We start from the raw sequence: 18998 nt of genomic DNA, 5'->3' as shown, positions 1-18998 counted from the left end.
CATCTATGATAAGCGAACGTTTACCATTGAGACTGGAAGATGGGCGTATCTTACTGTCCCATGCGTGGCGCTGCAGCCTGTTTCTGCTGACACTCAATTTACCGGCTTGTAATTGGTTCCCGGCCGTCGATTTGGCGCCCGACTATGAACCGCCGCAATACGTCGTCCCGGCCTCATGGAAAGGGGCAAGTCCCTTCGTCGAGGCGAAGCCGTCGGATGATGAATTACGCCCGGATTGGTGGCAACTCTTTAACGATCCAATTCTGAATAGTCTTGAAGAACAAGCCATGGCAGCCAATCCGGATCTTCAGGCCGCCGCAGAACGCTTCGTTCAGGCTCGCGATATGATGATGAGGGCCCGATCGCAGTACCTTCCTCACGCCGGTTTGGGGTTCGGTGCCTCGAACAATAGGCAATCCGACAATAGTCTGTTTCGCGGCATTGGGGAGAACAACCGCGAAGCGGCCATTACCACCGGAGGTCTCGCATCCTGGGAACCCGATTTTTGGTCCGCGCTTCGCAATGCCGCGCGGGCCGAACTCTACCGGGCCGAGGAGCGAGCCGCGGACTATGGTCTGGCACGACTCAGCCTGCAGGCGGAAATTGGGGCAAACTATTTTACACTCCGCGGATTCGACGCGCAGACGGCGATCTATACCCAATCGATTGCCCTCTATAGAAACGTGCTCAAACTCGTCAATGCCCAGTTCGCCGGCGCGATCGCATCGGCGCTCGACGTCGCCCGTGTCGAATCCCTCCTGTTCAGCACGGAGACGAAATTAGCCCAAATTCAAGGCCAACGCCAAGTCACGGAACAGGCCATCGCCATTCTCGTGAACATGACGCCGAGCAGTTTTACAATCAATCCGGTCGATGACCTTCAAGTAGCGGATTTTGCCATTCCTAAAACCATTCCTTCCACCTTGCTTGAGCGTCGGCCAGACATCGCCGGAATGGAACGCCGAATGGCACAAGCCAACCGGAGCATCGGTATCGCCCGCGCCGCTTTTTTCCCCGATGTGAGATTCTCGGCAGGTGGCGGGTTCGAAGATACCGGTTTCAGTCTCATCAAGCTTGCCAGTAGTTTCTGGTCCTACGGGTCCACTGTTTCGCTGCCGCTCTTCCAGGGGGGGTATCGCCGTGCCCAATTACAGCAGGCCTGGTCCGCCTATCGCGAGACGGAAGATCGATACCGTTCGACCGTGCTGAACGCCTTTCGCGAAGTTGAGAACTACTTGAGCCTGACTAACAGGCTGACCCTTGCGGCCAATCGTCAGGGCGCCACCGTCGGAGCTACGCTCAAGACGCAAAATTTGACCACGGAACTCTATCAGGGCGGGCTGGCTTCCAGCCTTGAACTCATTTATGCGCAGGTCGCCACGCTCGAAGCACGTATCGAATTAGTGCAGATCAAGGCCGAACTGCTGAGAGCCTCGGTTGCCCTCATCCGTGCGCTCGGCGGAGGCTGGAACCGGAACCAATTGCCCACCGACGAACAAATTCAACCCTTCGAGACGTTCCAATATGTGGATCTCGACAAACCGCCGCCCGCCGGAGGAATCGATGTCAACGCTGGCAATAACTCGGTGAACAATGATTTAACGACACCTGTCCTTCCTTAACCGTGCCTCGCACCGGGTATACCCGGTACGAGAGCCATGGCCACATGGAGCCTAGCTTTTTTAAAAGATTCGAATAAACGATGGGATATCGGAAAACGGGACCATGAATACCACATTATAAAGGAACAATGGACAACTCATTTTTAAGGCACAAAATTTTCACCCTGGGGACGGAATGGAAAAGGGGGCGTCTGACATCTTCAATCTCGAAAAAGGTGTTTTGTATTAAATAATTCTTCTGTAAATAGGGCTTGATATATTTTGGATCCAGATGAGCAACCAATTCGACTTTGATCTCTTATGCATCGGCAGCGGTCCGGCAGGACAACGAGCGGCGATTCAAGCCGCTAAGTTCAGGAAGCGGGTGGGAGTGGTTGAACGTCGCCAGTGCGCGGGCGGCGTGTGTATAGAACTGGGGACCATTCCCAGCAAAACCTTACGCGAGGCCGTGCTATCCTTCATGGCCACCAACCATCCGTTCGTCCAACAAACAAGAAGGAGGGAACGGCACCGTCCCACAGCGGAACAACTTTTTTCCCGTGTGCAACTTGTCCGAAGCCGGGAAATCGATGTCGTGGAGGATCAGCTTTGGAGGAATGATATCGAACTCATTTCCGGCGAAGCCTCCTTCACCGATGGCCATACCCTTGTCATTCGCACAGAACACGAGACAAAAACCGTCACGGCTGAGAATATTCTGCTTGCAGTTGGAACCGTAGCCGCCCCGCCGCCTGGTACCAGCGTAGATGGTGAAATCATTGTCACCAGTGACGAGATGGTCCACCTCACATCTCTGCCCAAAAGATTAGTGGTGGTCGGAGGGGGCGTGATCGGGATGGAGTATGCCTCCATGTTTGCCGCACTTGAAATCGATGTGACTCTGGTAGACAAACGCGAGCACTTGCTTGAATTCCTGGATAACGAAATTGTTGAGGAACTCATTCATCAATTGAGAAACCGGGATGTGACCTTCCGATTGGGAGAAACCGTGGAGAAATTGACCATAGCTGAAGGTCCGCCCAAACAAGCGGTGATACAACTGGAGTCCGGGAAGCGGCTTGTGTCCGACATGGTCCTGTATTCCGCTGGAAGAATCGGCGCAACCGATCAATTGAATCTAGCCGGGGCTGGGTTGACCGCGGATGAGCGAGGACGGATTGCGGTTGATCAAGACTTTCGAACGCAAATTCCCCATATCTTCGCCGCCGGGGATGTGATTGGGTTCCCTAGTCTCGCCTCCACCTCCGCCGCGCAAGGCCGACGGGCGGCCTGTCATGCCTTCGGGGTCAGTGCCGGTCCCATGGATACACACTTTCCCTTCGGCATTTACGCCATTCCGGAAATTTCCATGATCGGCGCGCATGAACATGAGCTAACCGAGAAAAAAATCCCTTATGAAACCGGGGTGGCTCGCTATAAGGAAATTGCCCGGGGTCAAATTATGGGAGATGACAGTGGGTTGCTCAAGATGCTGTTTCATCGTGAGACCCGAAAGCTTCTCGGTGTCCATGTGATCGGCACTGGTGCCACGGAACTCATCCATATCGGGCAAGCGGTCCTGGAATTAGGGGGCGGACTGGATTATTTTCTTGACCGCATCTTCAATTATCCGACACTTGCGGAATGTTACAAGGTGGCCGCCTTAAATGCCTATAATAAACTTTCACAAATAGGATAGCGCCCTTGGACGATGGTGATCGCCAACAAACCCCCTTCATATTTATTTCACATTGGACGGTTGTTTTTCAACACATTCCCATGAATCAAATTAGTTTTTCACTCACCAGGATGACCTTGCGTTTTCACACATAGAAATCAGAGGGGTATCCTTAAATGGCGCAACCCAAATTCATACGGGTAGATTTCCCTCTTTTCCGAGGCCAGAAGGCTGGAGTTATCTTGAGCCGGAGATACTCCTCATCACGATAGCCACAGGCCCGTGAATGAATCACAGTATCCTGGGGTTTGTCCGCACGTTCGTTCATGGGCAATAATGGTTTATGACCTCATTCGCCATTTCCCCGCGCTAGGCACCAAGGTACAATCGGTTAGTCTATAGGTCGGATTTTAGGCCATCCACTCCAGCTCCTTCACTCCACCTGCTGGATGTGTGACTAAGGCGGCAACACGGTTAAGGAAGGGGCTTAAAAAAAATTTCAGCCCACCGAATCGCATTCCTGAACATCCCTTGGTTCAGTTCGAAAGAATTCAATGGCCAGCGCGCTACTTTATGACCGTCTGCAATTCGCCTTCACGGTCACCTTTCATTATCTCTTTCCACAATTGACGATGGGGCTGGCCTTGCTGCTGCTTTACCTGCGGAGCCGGGCTCTCGCTTCCGGTGACAACCATTACCATGAAGTTGCCCGGTTTTGGACAAAAATTTTTGGTTTGAGTTTTGCCTTTGGTGTCGTAACCGGCATTCCCTTAGAATTCCAGTTCGGCACCAATTGGGCGAAATTCTCCAACTTTGCCGGCGGCGTAATCGGCCAGACGCTGGCCATGGAAGGCCTGTTTGCGTTTACTCTGGAATCGTCATTCCTTGGCATCTTGCTATTCGGGGAGAACCGATTCAGCCCACAGGTACAATGGGCCGCAATGCTGATGCTTTTTCTTGGATCCTGGCTTTCCGGCTATTTTATTCTGGCGACGAATGCCTGGATGCAACATCCGGTCGCCTATACGGTGGCCCCGGACGGACGATTGTTCGTGGATAGTCTTTCCGGTCTGCTCACGAATCCTTGGCTGTTCTGGCAATATGCTCACAACATGACGGCCGCAGTCGTCACGGCCTCGTTCGTGATGGCGGCAGTCGGTTCGTTCTACCTCTTATCCGGCCTGCACGCGCCATATGCGAAGACGTTCCTCCGTACCGGCGTGGTGACCGGCGCCATCGCCACGGCGTTGATGATCTTCCCGACAGGCCACGAGAACGCCAGACAGGTCTTTGAACATCAACCGATCAAAGGCGCCGCATTCGAAGGTCTCTTCAAAACCAAGCGTGGCGCGGGCATGTTGCTCGTCGGTCAACCGAATATGGAAACCCTGACGATCGACAATCCGCTCGTCGTGCCGGATGCATTGAGTCTTGTGCTCTTTAACGAGCTTTACGCCACGGTGAAAGGGCTGGATGCGTTTCCACGCACAGAGTGGCCCGACAATGTCGTGCTGCTATACTATGCTTACCATATCATGGCCGGGCTTGGAACCATGCTGGCAACGGTAATGGCATTGGCATTGCTCTGGCTCTGGCGTGGGGGATTGTTTTCCGCGAACTGGCTGCTCTGGCTGCTCATGCTTGCCGCACCGCTTCCCTATCTGGCCACAACGGCCGGCTGGATGACCGCCGAACTCGGCCGCCAGCCTTGGCTGGTGTATGGCCTGCTCCGCACGGTCGACGGCAACTCACCACTGGTCCATTCGGGCAACACACTGTTTACGTTGCTCGGATTTCTCGGAATCTATCTTGTGTTGGGACTGCTTTTCCTTTTCCTGATGGCTGAAACAATAAGACATGGCCCGGCAAGCTCCCTCCCTGAATCTGCGAAGCGCTAGGAACCGGCAAGATGGAAACCTTCTGGTATGTCGCCGTCACATTGATGCTGGCTATTTATGTCGTCCTTGACGGATTCGACTTCGGCCTTGGCATCATCTATGGCTTCGCCGCCAAAACCGAAGCAGACCGCCGTAAGGCCTTGGCCGCCATCGGCCCCATCTGGAACGGCAACGAAGTGTGGCTGATCGCTGCAGGTGGTCTGTTATTCTTCGCTTTCCCCAAGGCCTATTCGGCAGGGTTCAGCGGTTTTTATCTGGCCTTACATCTGGTCCTGTGGCTGCTGATTGCCCGTGGACTCGCACTCGAACTCCGTTCGCATGTGAATCACGCACTCTGGCGGCAGTTTTGCGATGTGGCGTTTGCCGGAGCGAGCCTCTTCCTGGCTTTCGTGTTCGGAGTGGCCTTGGGCAACCTCATTCGCGGGGTGCCCTTGAATGCCGAAGGGTATTTCTTCGTGGCCCTCTGGACAAATTTCATGACAGGCCCGGAGCCGGGCATACTGGATTGGTTTACCATACTCATTGGAGCCACAAGCATAGCGATCCTCGCCATGCACGGTGCCAATTTCCTGGTCATGAAAACGAAAGGCCAGTTACAAAACCGGGCGCGACACGCAAGCTGGTTGGCTGGATCAGCCGTGGTTATTCTGGTCGGGTTGGCTCTGACGTCCGTCCCCATTGTCCAACCGGCATTTTATCTTAATTATGCCGCCCATCCCATTGGATATGTCTTCCCCATCCTCAGTATGGCGGCGTTGTTGTCGGCTGTCGAAATACGAAGGCGCAATTGGGATGCGGGAGCGTTTTCCGCGACGAGTCTGTTGATATTGACAATGCTGGCCAGCACAGCCTGGGGGGCATATCCGAACATTCTGATTGCAACGAATGATCCGGCTAACAGCTTGACCGTGACCAACGCCACCGCCGGCGCCTATGGCATGCAGATCGGACTCTGGTGGTTTCTGGTTGGATTCATTCTGCTCATTGGCTATCAAGTCTGCGCGCATCAAGCATTCCGCGGAAAGGTCAAGCTCGGCGGACATTAAGTCTGCCCGCTTGAAGTTCGGCCTTCACATCGCTTTGCGATCAGGATTTCCCGACGACCAACCTCTGAGCAGGAAACCGCCACGCACACGTACCCCAAAGGTCGCCACAATCTCCAAATGGAAATATTGCCGACACATCGACACTTCTCGATCTGTGTCATCCCTGAATGTGGTACCTCCCTGGCTCTGGAAAGTTGGACAGATCCTGAAGAGGAATTGTACGATCTCCTTGACAAAGAAAGAAGTTACCAAAGTCAGAGGCGCTCATCGAGACAGATGAAGGTTGAGATATCCCATGCCGGAAAGGATACAAGCATGACTGTCTCGGAGGAAGTGGTCTTCCTATTGGATGTGGATAATACCCTATTGGATAACGACCACATCGGCTCTGACCTAAGCCATCATCTCGCGCAAGAGTTTGGGGGGAAAAACCGGGATCGATACTGGGACATTTTTGAGACGTTGAGAAAGGAACTCGGTTACGCAGACTATCTGGGGGCTTTGCAACGCTACCGTGTTGAAACCATGAATGACCCGCGCTTGCTGATGATGTCTTCATTTCTGGTTGACTATCCATTCGCCGAACGCCTTTATCCTGGCGCGCTCGACCTTCTGGCCCATCTTGACCATCGGGGCCGGACGGTCATCCTCTCGGATGGTGATGTGGTCTTTCAGCCGCGCAAGATCCAACGGTCGGGATTGTGGGATGCGGTCAAGGGTCGGGTGTTGATTTACCTGCACAAGGAACACATGCTCGCCGACGTCGAGCGACGTTATCCAGCTCGACATTACGTCATGATAGACGACAAGCTTCGCATTCTAAGAGCCATGAAACAGGTCTGGGGAGATCGCCTGACAACGATCTCTCCCCGCCAGGGCCATTACGCGCTGGATCAAAAAAATCTCACGGCCTATCCCCCGGCTGACCTTACGGTTGAGCGCATCGGCGAACTGGTCAAATATGATCTCCCCGCCTTGCTCGGCATAGTCGACACCCGCCCTACAGAATAGGAGATGCCATAAAGGCCATCCAAAAGCTGTCATACCGGCTCGATTCGGCAATACCCCAAAAACGTTCAACATCCTTCACGCACTCCTGAATCTGCACATCCTATATTCGGACAATTCGCTCTACACTGATTTAATTGTTCTGAATATTCCTTGTAGGTATTCACCTACTTACAATCATACGCGTTCATAGTTCCTTTGCATCTAGATCGGCCTAAAAACTACGGAAATTTTTCTTATATCAATCAATAATTTTCTGCACGTGGGTCCGCCGCTTCACAAAAGGGCATAGGCTCAACACGCATTATGCCTCTATCCCAATGGTTAGAAGGAGCAAAAAATCATTTCCAAATTTGCAGTGAAGTCCGATCCTCTACCATCCCCTAAAAAAGAGGCGCCACAATGAATAGAACTTATTAGTGGAAATGAAGTAAAGAATGTGTATGTCGGGACCAAATTCGGGAGAGGTATTCCGGACATCGCCCATCCTACTGATAGTGTCCCGCCGGTCAAGAAACCGGGAAGAATGGGGATGGGCAGGATCTAACAGACAAATCCATTTCATTCTCAAGGAGGTTCGTGATGAACGTTATGAAAATTATGGTTGGTGTTGTCGGTATCAGTCTTCTACTTGGAACAGGAGCATTTGCCGAGATGGTTGGCGGTGAGCCCGGGACCTCGAAAACCCCTAAAAGTAACGTACCTGATCACATTCAACGAAGCTCACCTTCTGGAGAAGCCGCCCTCCCCGGTGGAAGCGGACCAGGTGACCACAGTGATGCCTTAACGGGAATGAAACATGAAAAGGCTGTAAAGAAAGGCCACGCCGAACTCGAAAAAAACGTCAACAAAACTAAGGGCGGCGGCGCGGCGATGGCAGCCGAGGAATTGCAAGGAAAGGGAAGTTCCGCCCAAAGTGCCAAAAAAGGCGCCAAGAAAAAACCACATTAATATTGAGAGGGAGAAAATTTGGCGGTGTGATGGCAAGACACCAAGGCTTCAGAGTGAGGTCCTGCCAGACCACCACACAAAACAAAGGTAGGGCAGTGTTCCCATATGCCCTTTAGCTTGGCCAAGGTTGAAATAATCCAGACTCCTGAGGATGCACGGGAAAAAAATCGAAGCCCTTCCCAAAAGATGCAACTTTTTCTGTTAGATCCCTCATAATCCAATCATTAATGTAAGTGGGGAAGCGAGTGGCCGAAATACACGTAAAGAATTTGCCGGAAGCGGATACCGGTATCACGGGTGAGCCCATCCGCGAACGGGTTACATATGGTCTCCTCACCTTGAGCGGCATGGTCGATAGCGGCCATACGGATAAGAGCCCCCATGAAAGTGATCCAACAGCTATCCGGCCAATTCAATTCGAAAAACACTTGCCAACGCTATCCAGAAATCCTTCAGGAACAACCGAATCAGCTAATCTCATTTAAAGAAATTATGGTGTTCTCATTGCCCGGAGGGCTCAGCCGACCACTGGGTGGGCTGTAACCCTCACGCTGTTTGCGGTCCCGCAGTTGAAAGGCACGTCTTAACCGGGATAGGCGTGGCAAATATGCACGCGTTTTTTTGAAGTCCCTCCATCTGGCTCCTGAGAATGGTGAGGACAGCCAGGATAAGATGACAAAAGGGGCTCTCAATGAGCGGTAGCGCACCATGCATAGGTGCGAAGTCACTCATAGGGAGGAAATCATTTCAGAGGTTATCGAAAAGATATTTAAAAAACGTGGAATTTCGTCACACCCCCATTGAAGGGTTGGTCCCAAATTAGGACAAGCTTGCTTTCATCCATGTAAATCCATTCACCTACTAACCCTTAGATTCTCCTTCCAGTAAAGGCGAATGAACGTGATTGCCGTTTTTGTTTGGAATCAATATCCTCTCTGGGCTGAACCGTCAGAGGGCGACAACCCCACTCTTCCTGGCATATCCTATGCATCTCGATTAGCAGCATGCCCAATCTTAAAAAAAGGTGCTGTGCCAATTCTTTATCTCACGAGCCATTAGTTTGCAGAGCATTTATTTCCTTGTACGCTCAACATCTTTGTGACCCTGCGAGAGGCAATGTGATATTCCGCCAGGTAGAATCCAACGATCGGAACTGTGGGATGGTCTCTTGAGCCGTATGCTGATTGATGTGCACAAGGAGCAGATGCTCCAAGACATGGAGCAGCACTTATGTCGTCATTACATCCTGGTGACAACAATCTACGCATTCTGGCGACGAAAAAAGATGCTTCGGATAATCGATTGACGACAGGCTTTCCACATCAGAGCCGAGACGCATTCGAATCCGGGAATATCGCCGCCCGCGAGGAGGCCCCACCGCCCCCCACATTGCGGTAAGGAGAAACAATGAACGCGACACAACAATTTTACGACCTTGGGCAAAGCCTCTGGCTCGACAACATCACACGGGAGTTGCTGACCAGCGGCACCCTCAGCCGCTGCATCAATGAATTTGCGGTGACGGGGCTCACCTCTAATCCTACGATTTTCGATCACGCGATCAAAGAAGGAGCCCATTATGCTGACGCCATCCGCCAGAAAGCATTCGCCGGCAAATCGGGCGAAGACTTGTTCTTCGAACTCGCCATGGAAGATTTGGTACAAGCGGCCGATCTGTTTCGGCCGGTCCACGATGCCACCGGTAGCCTCGACGGGTGGGTGTCGTTGGAGGTCTCTCCTTTGCTCGCGGACGACACAGCGGCCACCATCACGGCGGCAGCACAACTGCATGCGCGCGCCCAATGCCCTAATCTATTCATCAGGATTCCTGGTACGATCGCAGACCTTCCCGCGATCGAGGAATCGATCTTTGCGGGCGTGCCCGTCAATGTCACACTGCTGTTCTCGCATGAGCAGTATATCGCGGCGGCCGAAGCGTATATGTGCGCCATTGGGCGGCGAATCGCCACAGGGCTCGACCCAAAAATCCAGTCGGTGGCATCAATCTTTGTCAGTCGCTGGGACGTGGCGGTCAAGAACAGGGGGCCGGCTTCGTTGCGCAACCGTCTTGGCATGGCCATCGCCATGGGCACCTACAAAGCCTATCGCGATCTATTGGCAGACAAACGCTGGCAAAATCTTGTTGCAGCCGGAGCATGCCCACAACGACTGCTCTGGGCCAGTACGGGGACCAAGGATCCGGCAGCCCCGAACGTTCTGTACGTCGAGGCTCTGGCAGCCCCGGATACCATCAACACGATGCCGGAAAAGACTCTCCTCGCCTTTGCCGGTCATGGGAGGGTAAGTAATGTCCTCCGCGTCCACGGTGGCGACGCTGAGGCGGTACTGGCGGAATTTGCCGGCGCCGGCATCGATTATGAGACACTGGCCCGAGACCTCCAGCGCGAAGGAACGGCAGCCTTTGCCAAGTCCTGGCACGATCTGATGAACCAAATTTCCGCAAAATTTTCCACGATAACAAAGGTCGCATCAGCATGGGCCGCGTGAAATCGACCACTCACACGGCCCGACCGGTGCTGACCAGGCGACCCCTATGGAAAGCCCTGGCCGCGCACTATAAAACGATCCGCAGTCCGCATTTGCGCCAGCTTTTTTCCGACGATCCCCATCGGGGGGAGCGACTGACCACCGAAGCCGCTGGCATATACCTTGACTATTCAAAAAATCGCATCACCGATGAAACGATAGGCCTTCTCCTTCAACCTGCCGGAGACTGCGGGCTGCGTGAGCGAATCGCTGCCATGTTCTCCGGTGAGGAGATCAATGTGGCAGAAAGGCGCGCCGTCCTACACACGGCTCTGCGCGTGCCTGAGACCAAACGGATTCTCGTCAAGGGGGTCAATAACGTCTCTGAGGTACATGGGGTTCTGGACCGTATAACGGAATTCTCACGCCAGATCCGCAACGGCCAATGGCGCGGATACACCGGCAAACGGATACGCCACGTGGTCAATATCGGCATCGGCGGTGCCGACCTCGGTCCGGTGATGGCCTACGAAGCGCTGCGTCATTACAGCCATCGCGACATGACATTCCACTTCATCTCGAATGTAGACGGCAACGACTTCGCCGAAACCACGCGCAACCTCAACCCGGAAGAGACCCTCTTCATCATCTGTTCGAAGACGTTCACGACGCTGGAAACCCTGACGAACGCCTATACCGCACGCGCGTGGAGTGTGGGCCAGATCGGACACGAGCAAGCCGTGCGCAAGCACTTTATCGCCGTGTCGACCAACGACAAGGAAGTGTCAAAGTTTGGGATCGACACGGCAAACATGTTCGAGTTCTGGGACTGGGTCGGCGGGAGATATTCGATGGATTCTGCGATCGGCCTCTCGACCATGCTCGCCGCCGGCCTCGATCACTTCCGTGCGATGCTCGGAGGCTTTCACGCGATGGATGAACATTTCCGCAGGGCTCCCTTCGACCGCAATCTGCCCGTCATCATGGGACTCCTCACAATCTGGTATAACAATTTCTTTAAGGCAGAGACGGTCGCTGTCTTACCCTACCACCCCTATCTCAAGCGCTTCCCGGCCTATCTTCAGCAGTTGACGATGGAGAGCAATGGCAAGCACGTCACGCTCGGAGGCGCGGGCGTCGGGTATCAGACGGCCCCCATTTATTGGGGCGAACCCGGCACCAACGGCCAACACTCCTTCTACCAACTGATCCAACAGGGAACAAAGTTAATCCCCTGCGATTGTATCGGGTTTTCCCAAACCTTGAATTCGATCGGCCATCAGCACGATATGCTGATGGCGAATCTGTTTGCACAGACTGAGGCGTTGGCTTTCGGGAAGACCGCCGAGGAAGTCAAAGCCGACGGCATGCCGAGGCGGCTGGTGCCGCACCATGTGTTTGACGGCAATCGCCCGACCAATACTCTTCTCGCCGAGCGTCTGACGCCGGAAACGCTGGGGGCATTGATCGCCTTTTACGAGCATAGGGTCTTCACGCAGGGGTCAGTCTGGGAAATCGATTCATTCGACCAATGGGGCGTTGAACTGGGCAAGGTACTGGTAAAACGGGGGCTTGCAGAACTGGAAAGACCGGGTGAGCCACAGCTCAAGCATGACAGCTCCACCAACGCGCTGATCCGTCGCTACCGCCACTTCCGGAAAAGTGCTCCATGAATGAGTGTGGCGCATTATTGGAATATCCCCACATGCGAACATCGTAGCTGTATGGTCAGTCATGCAACAGTATGTTCCCTCGCAGGGCAACCAGCCGCTCTCCCGATCTTTCAGAGTGCATTGCCGACTTCTCCCGGGCAACCGGCCATTTCCTGCGAGCCACCGCTGAAGGAGCCAGCATGAGCCAACCAATCCGTGGCAGCAACCCCCTCGATAATTTTCTCCCCAAGGAAATCGAGGGTTTCAATTCCCTCACCGAGTTGGCCCTGGATATGCGCTCGTCATGGAATCATGCGACCGATGAAGTCTGGCGACAGCTTGATCCCGAATTATGGGACATCACACACAACCCCTGGGTTGTCCTGCAGACCGTTTCGCACGACCGGATTAAACAGGTGCTGGCGGATTCCGGTTTTCGAAAAACCATTGATAGCCTGGTACAGACCAGGCAGCAGGCAGTAGAGTCCCCCGCCTGGTTTCAGCAGCATTACTCGCAAACGGCTCTGACCTGCGCCGCCTATTTCAGCATGGAATTCATGGTGAGCGAAGCCTTGCCCATCTATTCGGGTGGACTCGGTAATGTCGCCGGCGATCAACTCAAAGCCGCCAGCGATCTGGGCGTGCCGGTGGTGGGCGTGGGACTTCTCTACCAACAAGGGTATTTTCGCCAGGTGATCGATCAAAATGGGACGCAACAAGCCCTCTTCCCCTACAACGATCCCGGACAGTTGCCGATCACCCCTTTGCGCCAATCAAATGGAGAATGGTTGCGGTTGGAGATCGCCTTACCCGCATACTCGATCTGGCTGCGCGCGTGGCAGGTCCAGATCGGCCGGGTGAAGCTCTATCTGCTGGACAGCAATGATGCGGCGAACTTTCCGGCTCATCGAGGAATTGCCAGCGAGCTGTATGGGGGCGGTCCGGAGTTGCGCCTCCAGCAGGAATTGCTGCTCGGAATCGGGGGATGGCGCCTGTTGAAGGCGCTGGGCATTCAACCGGAAGTCTGTCATCTGAATGAAGGCCATGCGGCATTTGCGGTCTTGGAACGCGCCCGCAGTTTTATGCAGGAGACCGGGCAGCCCTTCGACATGGCCCTGACCGTGACCAGGGCAGGAAACCTGTTCACCACCCATACCGCGGTTGCCGCAGGCTTCGACCGATTCAGTCCGGCACTCATTGAACAATATCTCGATGGGTATGCCAAGGAAAAGCTCAAAATTCCGCTTCATGACCTGCTGGCCTTGGGCCGTCAAAACCCGCATGACACATCTGAACCGTTCAACATGGCCTATCTGGCTATTCGAGGGAGCGGCGCGGTGAATGGCGTCAGTCGTTTGCATGGAAAAGTGAGTCGGCATCTCTTTGCGCCGCTCTTTCCGCATTGGCCAGAAGACGAAGTACCGGTCGGACATGTAACGAACGGAGTCCACATGCCGACATGGGACTCAGCCCCGGCTGATGAACTGTGGACGAAAATCTGTGGAAAGGAGCGGTGGCTGGGGACGACGGATACCCTTGAGGAAGACATGCGCCGGGTCTCTGACGCCACCATTTGGCAATTTCGCATCGCCGCCAGTCAGGCTCTTGTGACATATGCACGTGAGCGATTGTCGAGGCAATTGGCCGCTTCAGGCGAATCGCCTGAAGCAATTGAAGCGGCGAAGTATCTCTTTGACCCCAACTCGTTGACATTGGGCTTTGCGCGGCGCTTCGCAACCTATAAGAGACCAAACCTGCTCCTGCACAACCCCCAACGCTTGCACAGCCTGCTGACGAATCCGGAACGCCCCGTCCAGCTTATCATAGCTGGCAAAGCCCATCCTGAGGACCGGGCAGGACAGGCCTTGATCCATGAATGGATCAGGTTCATCCGCCAGCCGGAGATCCGCCCCCACATCATCTTTCTAAGCGACTATGACATGCTGTTAACCGAGCGGCTGGTGCAGGGAGTGGATGTGTGGATTAACACGCCACGGCGCCCCTGGGAGGCAAGCGGAACCAGCGGCATGAAGGTGTTGGTCAATGGAGGACTCAATCTCTCGGTGTTGGACGGGTGGTGGGCGGAAGCCTACACACCGGAAGTGGGGTGGGCTTTAGGCGATGGACAAGAGCACGGCGACAATCCGGCATGGGATGCGGTTGAAGCCGACGGGCTGTATGATTTGCTCGAACTGAAGGTGATCCCAGAATTTTATACCAGGGACGAGAACGGCATTCCCCAAGCATGGATCAACCGGATGCGGGAGAGCATGGCGCGGTTGACCCCGCGTTTCTCCGCAAACCGCACGGTGCGCGAATACACCGAGCAACGATATCTCCCGGCCGCAGCTGCCTATCGGGCACGCGCCGCCGAAAATGGCGCTGCCGGCCAACGGATACTGAAGTGGCGGCAGGCATTGGAACATGAATGGTCCGCGCTACGCTTCGGTGACGTGAAGGTGGAGACTCAGGGGGAAGAACATATTTTTGAGGTGCAGGTCTATCTCGACGATCTGGATCTAGATGCCGCGCGAGTCGAACTGTATGCCGACGGTATCAACGATGACGGTCCACACCGGCAGAAGATGAGTAACATCCGGCAACTGCCCGGATCGGTAGGGGGGCATGTTTTCCGCGCAGCAGTGCCTGCGAATCGCCCGGCAACGGATTATACGGCGCGTGTGATTCCGCACTGCGACGGGGTTGCGATTCCTCTGGAAGAGGCTCACATTCTCTGGCACCATTAATCAAAAAATTTTTAAGGATATTGAATCCGGAAAGCACGCATGAAAGCCGCCAAACTTATCGTACAATGCTTGGAAAACGAAGACGTGAAATATATCTTCGGTGTGCCGGGCGAGGAGAATATGGATCTCCTCGATGCGCTGATCGGCTCTTCCATCTGCTTCGTCATGACCCGCCATGAGCAGGGCGCAGCGTTCATGGCCGATGTGTACGGCCGGCTGACCGGCAAAGCCGGCGTGTGTCTCTCCACGTTGGGGCCGGGCGCAACGAATCTTATCAGCGGCGTGGCCGATGCCACCATGGATCGAGCGCCCGTCGTCGCCCTGACGGGCCAGGCCGACCAGGACCGGCTGCATAAGGAATCCCATCAGCACCTTGACATCGTTTCACTGTTTCGTCCGGTGACCAAGTGGAATGCCACCTTGCCCATACCCGACATCATTCCCGAAGTTGTTCGGAAGGCCTTTAAGCTGGCTCAGTCCGAAAAACCCGGCGCCACACACATCGAAATCCCCGAAGACATCGCTTCGATGGAAACCGAGGGCCAACCCCTGCTCGTGCAATGGGTTCATCCCGGGGGGGCCGCCCTCGAACAACTCGACAAGGCCCGACGCATCATTAGGGAGGCCAGACATCCGATCGTGCTGGCGGGCAATGGCGTCATTCGGGGACATGCCTCCGAAGCCCTGGTACGCTTTGCTGAAAAGCTGAACATTCCGGTTGCCACAACCTTTATGGCCAAAGGCACCATTCCCGATACCCACCCGCTCGCGCTCGGTGCCATTGGACTGGAGACCATGGACTATGTGAACTGCGAATTCCTGGAAGCCGACGTCGTAATCGCGATTGGATATGACATCGTGGAATATGCGCCCCATGCATGGAACCCCAATCGCGACAAGAAAATTGTGCACGTGGACATGTCGCCCGCTGAGGTTGACGCGTCGTACATCGTCGAGGTCGGGGTAGTGGGTACGATCACTTCGTCACTTGATGCACTGACGGATCGAGGCCACGTGCCCGCCGCGACGCGCGCCTCACGATTTCGCCAAATGCTCAGTGATGAGTTGGCACAGGGCGGTCAGGACAGGTCATTTCCCCTCAAACCGCAAAGAATTCTTGCGGATCTGCGTGCGTCGCTGGCCCACGATGATATCGTGATCTCGGATGTTGGGGCGCACAAAGTCTGGCTCGGGCGCCTCTTCCCATGCTTTCTTCCCAACACCTGCATCATCTCGAACGGGTTCGCCGCCATGGGCATTGCCCTGCCCGGCGCGGTGGCAGCCAAATTGGCACACCCAGACCGCCGGGTCGTGGCGGTCACCGGTGACGGAGGGTTTCTGATGAACTCGCAGGAATTGGAGACCGCCGTACGCATGGCTACCCCCTTTGTAGTGCTCATCTTCAACGATGGCGGTCTCGGCCTGATCCGGTGGAAACAAATGCAGCAATTCGGCAGATCGACATACGTGGAATTTCACAATATGGATATCGTCAAATACGCGGAAAGCTTTGGTGCGACAGGATATCGCATCACATCGGCAGATGAACTGGCCCCCGTGCTGCGAAAAGCATTGAGTTCCAATTCCCTTTCAATCATTGACTGCCCGGTCGATGCATCTGAAAATTTACTCCTCACCCAAAGACTCGGCAATCTCCCCTCAATGCCTGAGGGTCAGCGATGAACACACCGTCGCGTTCCAGGCAAGTCCTTTCCCAAAGCGATGACTTACCCCTCACCTCTGCCGTTAAGACAAACCTTTTGGGGAATAAGGTGCTAGCCTCCTAACGCGTCAGCGTCCCAGCTCCGCCGATTGTGAGGAAAATTTAAAGAATTATTGAGTCAGGTATCCGGCTTCCAGATTGAGGACGATGTGAATCTCATTATTTCATTCGCACGATTCGTCCATCAACGTTTCATCTGGTTTCTCCTTGGCGGGTACGTCATCGCAGGGCTGTGGCCTGCGTGGGGATTGTGGATTCGCCATGTCACCCTGGGCCAGATCGAGGCCTTTCAAGAGCAAACCCTCGTCTCTCTTCCTATGCTCATGCTGGCGTTCCTTCTATTTAACGCCGGCATGGGCGTCGAGTTAGCAGGATTACGAGAGCTCCCTCAAAACCTGAAAATACTGGTGGTTGGGGTAGCAGCCAATTTGCTGGTCCCACTCGGATTCATCTTCCTGGTCAGCCGTGTGATGGGATTCTGGCACAATTTAGATGAGACCCAAAACATTCTGGTTGGCCTAGCCCTGATCGCCTCAATGCCGATCGCGGGATCGTCCACAGCATGGACCCAGAATGCCAATGGCAACATGACCATTAGTTTGGGCCTTGTTCTCGCAACAACATTTCTCAGTCCCCTCACAACTCCGTCGATCTTGCATGCCGTCGGCGCGATTACCACCGGCGATTATTCCGAAGATCTGCATGAATTGGCCACCCATGGGACGGGGATGTTTCTGGCCATCTGCGTCATCTTTCCCTCTGGGGCGGGAATCCTCCTCCGGGTTTTCCTGAGCCGGAACCGAATGGTGGCCACCAAACCGTATCTTAAGCTGATGAATGCGATTGTCTTACTTCTGTTGATCTATTCCAACGCTTCCGTTGCCTTACCAAAGGCTATCTCACATCCGGATATGGATTTCCTGTCTGTGATGTGGTTCATTGCGATCAGTCTATGCAGTCTGGCCTTTTTCTTTGGGTGGATGCTTGCCCTGATTTTGCAAATCGACTCAGGCCAACGGACGGCACTCATGTTTGGCTTGGGGATGAACAATAACGGAACAGGGCTGGTTCTTGCGGCCATGGCTCTGGCTGACCATCCTCAAGTGATGTTGCCGATCATTATGTACAACTTAATTCAGCACCTGGTGGCTGGAAGCGTCAATCAATTTCTGTTTACTGAGAGGGTTGGAAAAGCAGAGCCTGCCGGAAGTGGCGGCCAAGTTAGGCCATAGCCCTTTCCGAAGAAAAAAACATCTGTACAATGCCAGCGTAAGCCAATCCGTCAACGGGTTCTCAATCTCATGCTTCAGGAAGAGAACGGCAACCAAAGCCTTAATAACAGGAGGAAAACCAATGCTCGCCCACCAACTACTTCGACCTGATGGCATCCCGACGGTCCGTTCGAATCGGCTGATTTTGAGGGCGGGGCCCGAGAGATCGATCCCTTCAACGCGATGCATAGCAAATTACCCGGAGTGATGATCCATGCCAAAACCTGTCCAGCCTGGGCGAATTTGGAAGCCTTTCTCACTCATATGCGGGGTATTGAGCACCCTCATTGAAAAATCACACGATTAGCCATGGTGGGTAAGAGTCGCCTTCTGACTGAATCGTCAAAAATCGTTAACTATCTCGTGCATGGGGAGGTCAAACACATTCCTGAAGCCGAATATGAAGCCGCATGGCGATGGCTTAGAGCCATGGCCACCCCCGTCAATGCCGAAACAGTCCTTTGAGTTTTCTGAACTCAAAAATTACGCTCATGTCGATAAATCCACCGGCTTGAACCTGCAAAGATCACAAACCAGACATGAACAAAAGAAATTCCCTATGGCCATTTACCTCGAAACAGAAAAAGACGGAAGGGTGCACGCCGTTCATGTCAGCGAAAAGCAGGTCAGCACGGATTATGAGGAATTTGTGCCCGCAATTGGTCGACTCGTCCGGCAGCATGGAAAATTGGGCGGGTTGTTCGATATGGCTAACTTTCACAGCTGAGAAACCGGTGCGGCATGGGAAGGCTTCAAGTTCGAGGTCGAACACGCCGCCAACATTGAGCGATTGGCCATGGTCGCGGAAAAATAACAGCACAACATGGCGACGTTCTGCAAGCCATTCACGAAAGCGCCGGTCCTCGATACTTGGATCACGCCGACGCCGTTAAGGCAGGACAGTGGTTGGAGGAAGCGTAGCCGCGATGTGAAAGG

General features: G+C 54.1%; 14 protein-coding genes and 1 pseudogene. 14 read left to right on the top strand and 1 reads right to left on the bottom strand.

From position 1 onward, the window contains the following. Positions 1-5: 5 nt before the first annotated feature. The 6 genes from H6750_13140 to H6750_13115 all read left to right on the top strand — a co-directional run bounded on the left by H6750_13140 (position 6) and on the right by H6750_13115 (position 8182). Positions 6-1622, top strand: coding sequence for an efflux transporter outer membrane subunit (locus tag H6750_13140; GenBank protein ID MCB9775249.1), 1617 nt, complete (start codon positions 6-8; stop codon positions 1620-1622). A 271-nt stretch (positions 1623-1893) separates the two neighbouring features. Next, complete coding sequence (sthA, locus tag H6750_13135; GenBank protein ID MCB9775248.1) at positions 1894-3300, top strand: Si-specific NAD(P)(+) transhydrogenase; 1407 nt, start codon at positions 1894-1896, stop codon at positions 3298-3300. A 533-nt stretch (positions 3301-3833) separates the two neighbouring features. Beyond that, complete coding sequence (locus tag H6750_13130) at positions 3834-5177, top strand: cytochrome ubiquinol oxidase subunit I (protein ID MCB9775247.1); 1344 nt, start codon at positions 3834-3836, stop codon at positions 5175-5177. An 11-nt stretch (positions 5178-5188) separates the two neighbouring features. Beyond that, complete coding sequence (cydB, locus tag H6750_13125) at positions 5189-6223, top strand: cytochrome d ubiquinol oxidase subunit II (protein MCB9775246.1); 1035 nt, start codon at positions 5189-5191, stop codon at positions 6221-6223. A 315-nt stretch (positions 6224-6538) separates the two neighbouring features. Then, the gene (locus H6750_13120; protein ID MCB9775245.1) at positions 6539-7234 is read left to right on the top strand and encodes an HAD family hydrolase; all 696 of its coding nucleotides are present in this window, start codon (positions 6539-6541) and stop codon (positions 7232-7234) included. A 579-nt stretch (positions 7235-7813) separates the two neighbouring features. Then, positions 7814-8182: a hypothetical protein gene (locus H6750_13115; protein MCB9775244.1), complete on the top strand. Its 369-nt coding sequence runs from the start codon at positions 7814-7816 to the stop codon at positions 8180-8182. Between the two features lie 224 nt (positions 8183-8406). Here H6750_13115 and H6750_13110 read toward each other — a convergent pair whose 3' ends face one another. Then, entirely contained in the window at positions 8407-8565 is a 159-nt protein-coding gene (locus H6750_13110) for a hypothetical protein (protein ID MCB9775243.1), read from the bottom strand. An 847-nt stretch (positions 8566-9412) separates the two neighbouring features. Between H6750_13110 and H6750_13105 the strand changes: the two genes are divergently transcribed. From H6750_13105 to H6750_13070, 8 genes and pseudogenes are all read left to right on the top strand, one after another. Beyond that, positions 9413-9580, top strand: a complete 168-nt coding sequence (locus tag H6750_13105) for a hypothetical protein (GenBank protein ID MCB9775242.1) — start codon at positions 9413-9415, stop codon at positions 9578-9580. A gap of 9 nt (positions 9581-9589) precedes the next feature. Further along, positions 9590-10690, top strand: a complete 1101-nt coding sequence (tal, locus tag H6750_13100) for a transaldolase (protein MCB9775241.1) — start codon at positions 9590-9592, stop codon at positions 10688-10690. After that, positions 10678-12342 carry a glucose-6-phosphate isomerase gene (gene pgi / locus H6750_13095; protein MCB9775240.1) on the top strand — a complete coding sequence of 555 codons (1665 nt, stop codon included), beginning with the start codon at positions 10678-10680 and terminating at the stop codon, positions 12340-12342. The genes tal and pgi overlap by 13 nt, the downstream gene beginning before the upstream one ends. Positions 12343-12521: 179 nt before the next feature. Continuing rightward, positions 12522-15068, top strand: coding sequence for an alpha-glucan family phosphorylase (glgP, locus tag H6750_13090; protein ID MCB9775239.1), 2547 nt, complete (start codon positions 12522-12524; stop codon positions 15066-15068). Positions 15069-15107: 39 nt separating this feature from the next. After that, complete coding sequence (locus tag H6750_13085) at positions 15108-16751, top strand: acetolactate synthase large subunit (GenBank protein ID MCB9775238.1); 1644 nt, start codon at positions 15108-15110, stop codon at positions 16749-16751. A 153-nt stretch (positions 16752-16904) separates the two neighbouring features. Next, complete coding sequence (locus tag H6750_13080; protein MCB9775237.1) at positions 16905-18023, top strand: bile acid:sodium symporter; 1119 nt, start codon at positions 16905-16907, stop codon at positions 18021-18023. Between the two features lie 348 nt (positions 18024-18371). Continuing rightward, the gene (locus H6750_13075; GenBank protein ID MCB9775236.1) at positions 18372-18527 is read left to right on the top strand and encodes an STAS/SEC14 domain-containing protein; all 156 of its coding nucleotides are present in this window, start codon (positions 18372-18374) and stop codon (positions 18525-18527) included. Between the two features lie 94 nt (positions 18528-18621). Then, positions 18622-18983: pseudogene (locus H6750_13070) on the top strand (STAS/SEC14 domain-containing protein). The last annotated feature ends 15 nt before the right edge of the window (positions 18984-18998 follow it).

This window comes from Nitrospiraceae bacterium, from assembly GCA_020632595.1.
GTDB lineage: Bacteria > Nitrospirota > Nitrospiria > Nitrospirales > UBA8639 > Nitrospira_E.
The sequence above is the reverse complement of the archived record's forward strand: the minus strand, read 5'-3'. Positions and strand labels throughout refer to the sequence as shown.

What these genes read in the sequence shown, in the direction of transcription:
- H6750_13140 (MCB9775249.1), top strand. Translation starts at nt 6, where the DNA reads ATGATAAGCGAACGTTTACCATTGAGACTGGAAGATGGGCGTATCTTA.
- sthA (MCB9775248.1), top strand. Translation starts at nt 1,894, where the DNA reads ATGAGCAACCAATTCGACTTTGATCTCTTATGCATCGGCAGCGGTCCG.
- H6750_13130 (MCB9775247.1), top strand. Translation starts at nt 3,834, where the DNA reads ATGGCCAGCGCGCTACTTTATGACCGTCTGCAATTCGCCTTCACGGTC.
- cydB (MCB9775246.1), top strand. Translation starts at nt 5,189, where the DNA reads ATGGAAACCTTCTGGTATGTCGCCGTCACATTGATGCTGGCTATTTAT.
- H6750_13120 (MCB9775245.1), top strand. Translation starts at nt 6,539, where the DNA reads ATGACTGTCTCGGAGGAAGTGGTCTTCCTATTGGATGTGGATAATACC.
- H6750_13115 (MCB9775244.1), top strand. Translation starts at nt 7,814, where the DNA reads ATGAACGTTATGAAAATTATGGTTGGTGTTGTCGGTATCAGTCTTCTA.
- H6750_13110 (MCB9775243.1), bottom strand. Translation starts at nt 8,565, where the DNA reads ATGGGGGCTCTTATCCGTATGGCCGCTATCGACCATGCCGCTCAAGGT.
- H6750_13105 (MCB9775242.1), top strand. Translation starts at nt 9,413, where the DNA reads ATGTCGTCATTACATCCTGGTGACAACAATCTACGCATTCTGGCGACG.
- tal (MCB9775241.1), top strand. Translation starts at nt 9,590, where the DNA reads ATGAACGCGACACAACAATTTTACGACCTTGGGCAAAGCCTCTGGCTC.
- pgi (MCB9775240.1), top strand. Translation starts at nt 10,678, where the DNA reads ATGGGCCGCGTGAAATCGACCACTCACACGGCCCGACCGGTGCTGACC.
- glgP (MCB9775239.1), top strand. Translation starts at nt 12,522, where the DNA reads ATGAGCCAACCAATCCGTGGCAGCAACCCCCTCGATAATTTTCTCCCC.
- H6750_13085 (MCB9775238.1), top strand. Translation starts at nt 15,108, where the DNA reads ATGAAAGCCGCCAAACTTATCGTACAATGCTTGGAAAACGAAGACGTG.
- H6750_13075 (MCB9775236.1), top strand. Translation starts at nt 18,372, where the DNA reads ATGGTGGGTAAGAGTCGCCTTCTGACTGAATCGTCAAAAATCGTTAAC.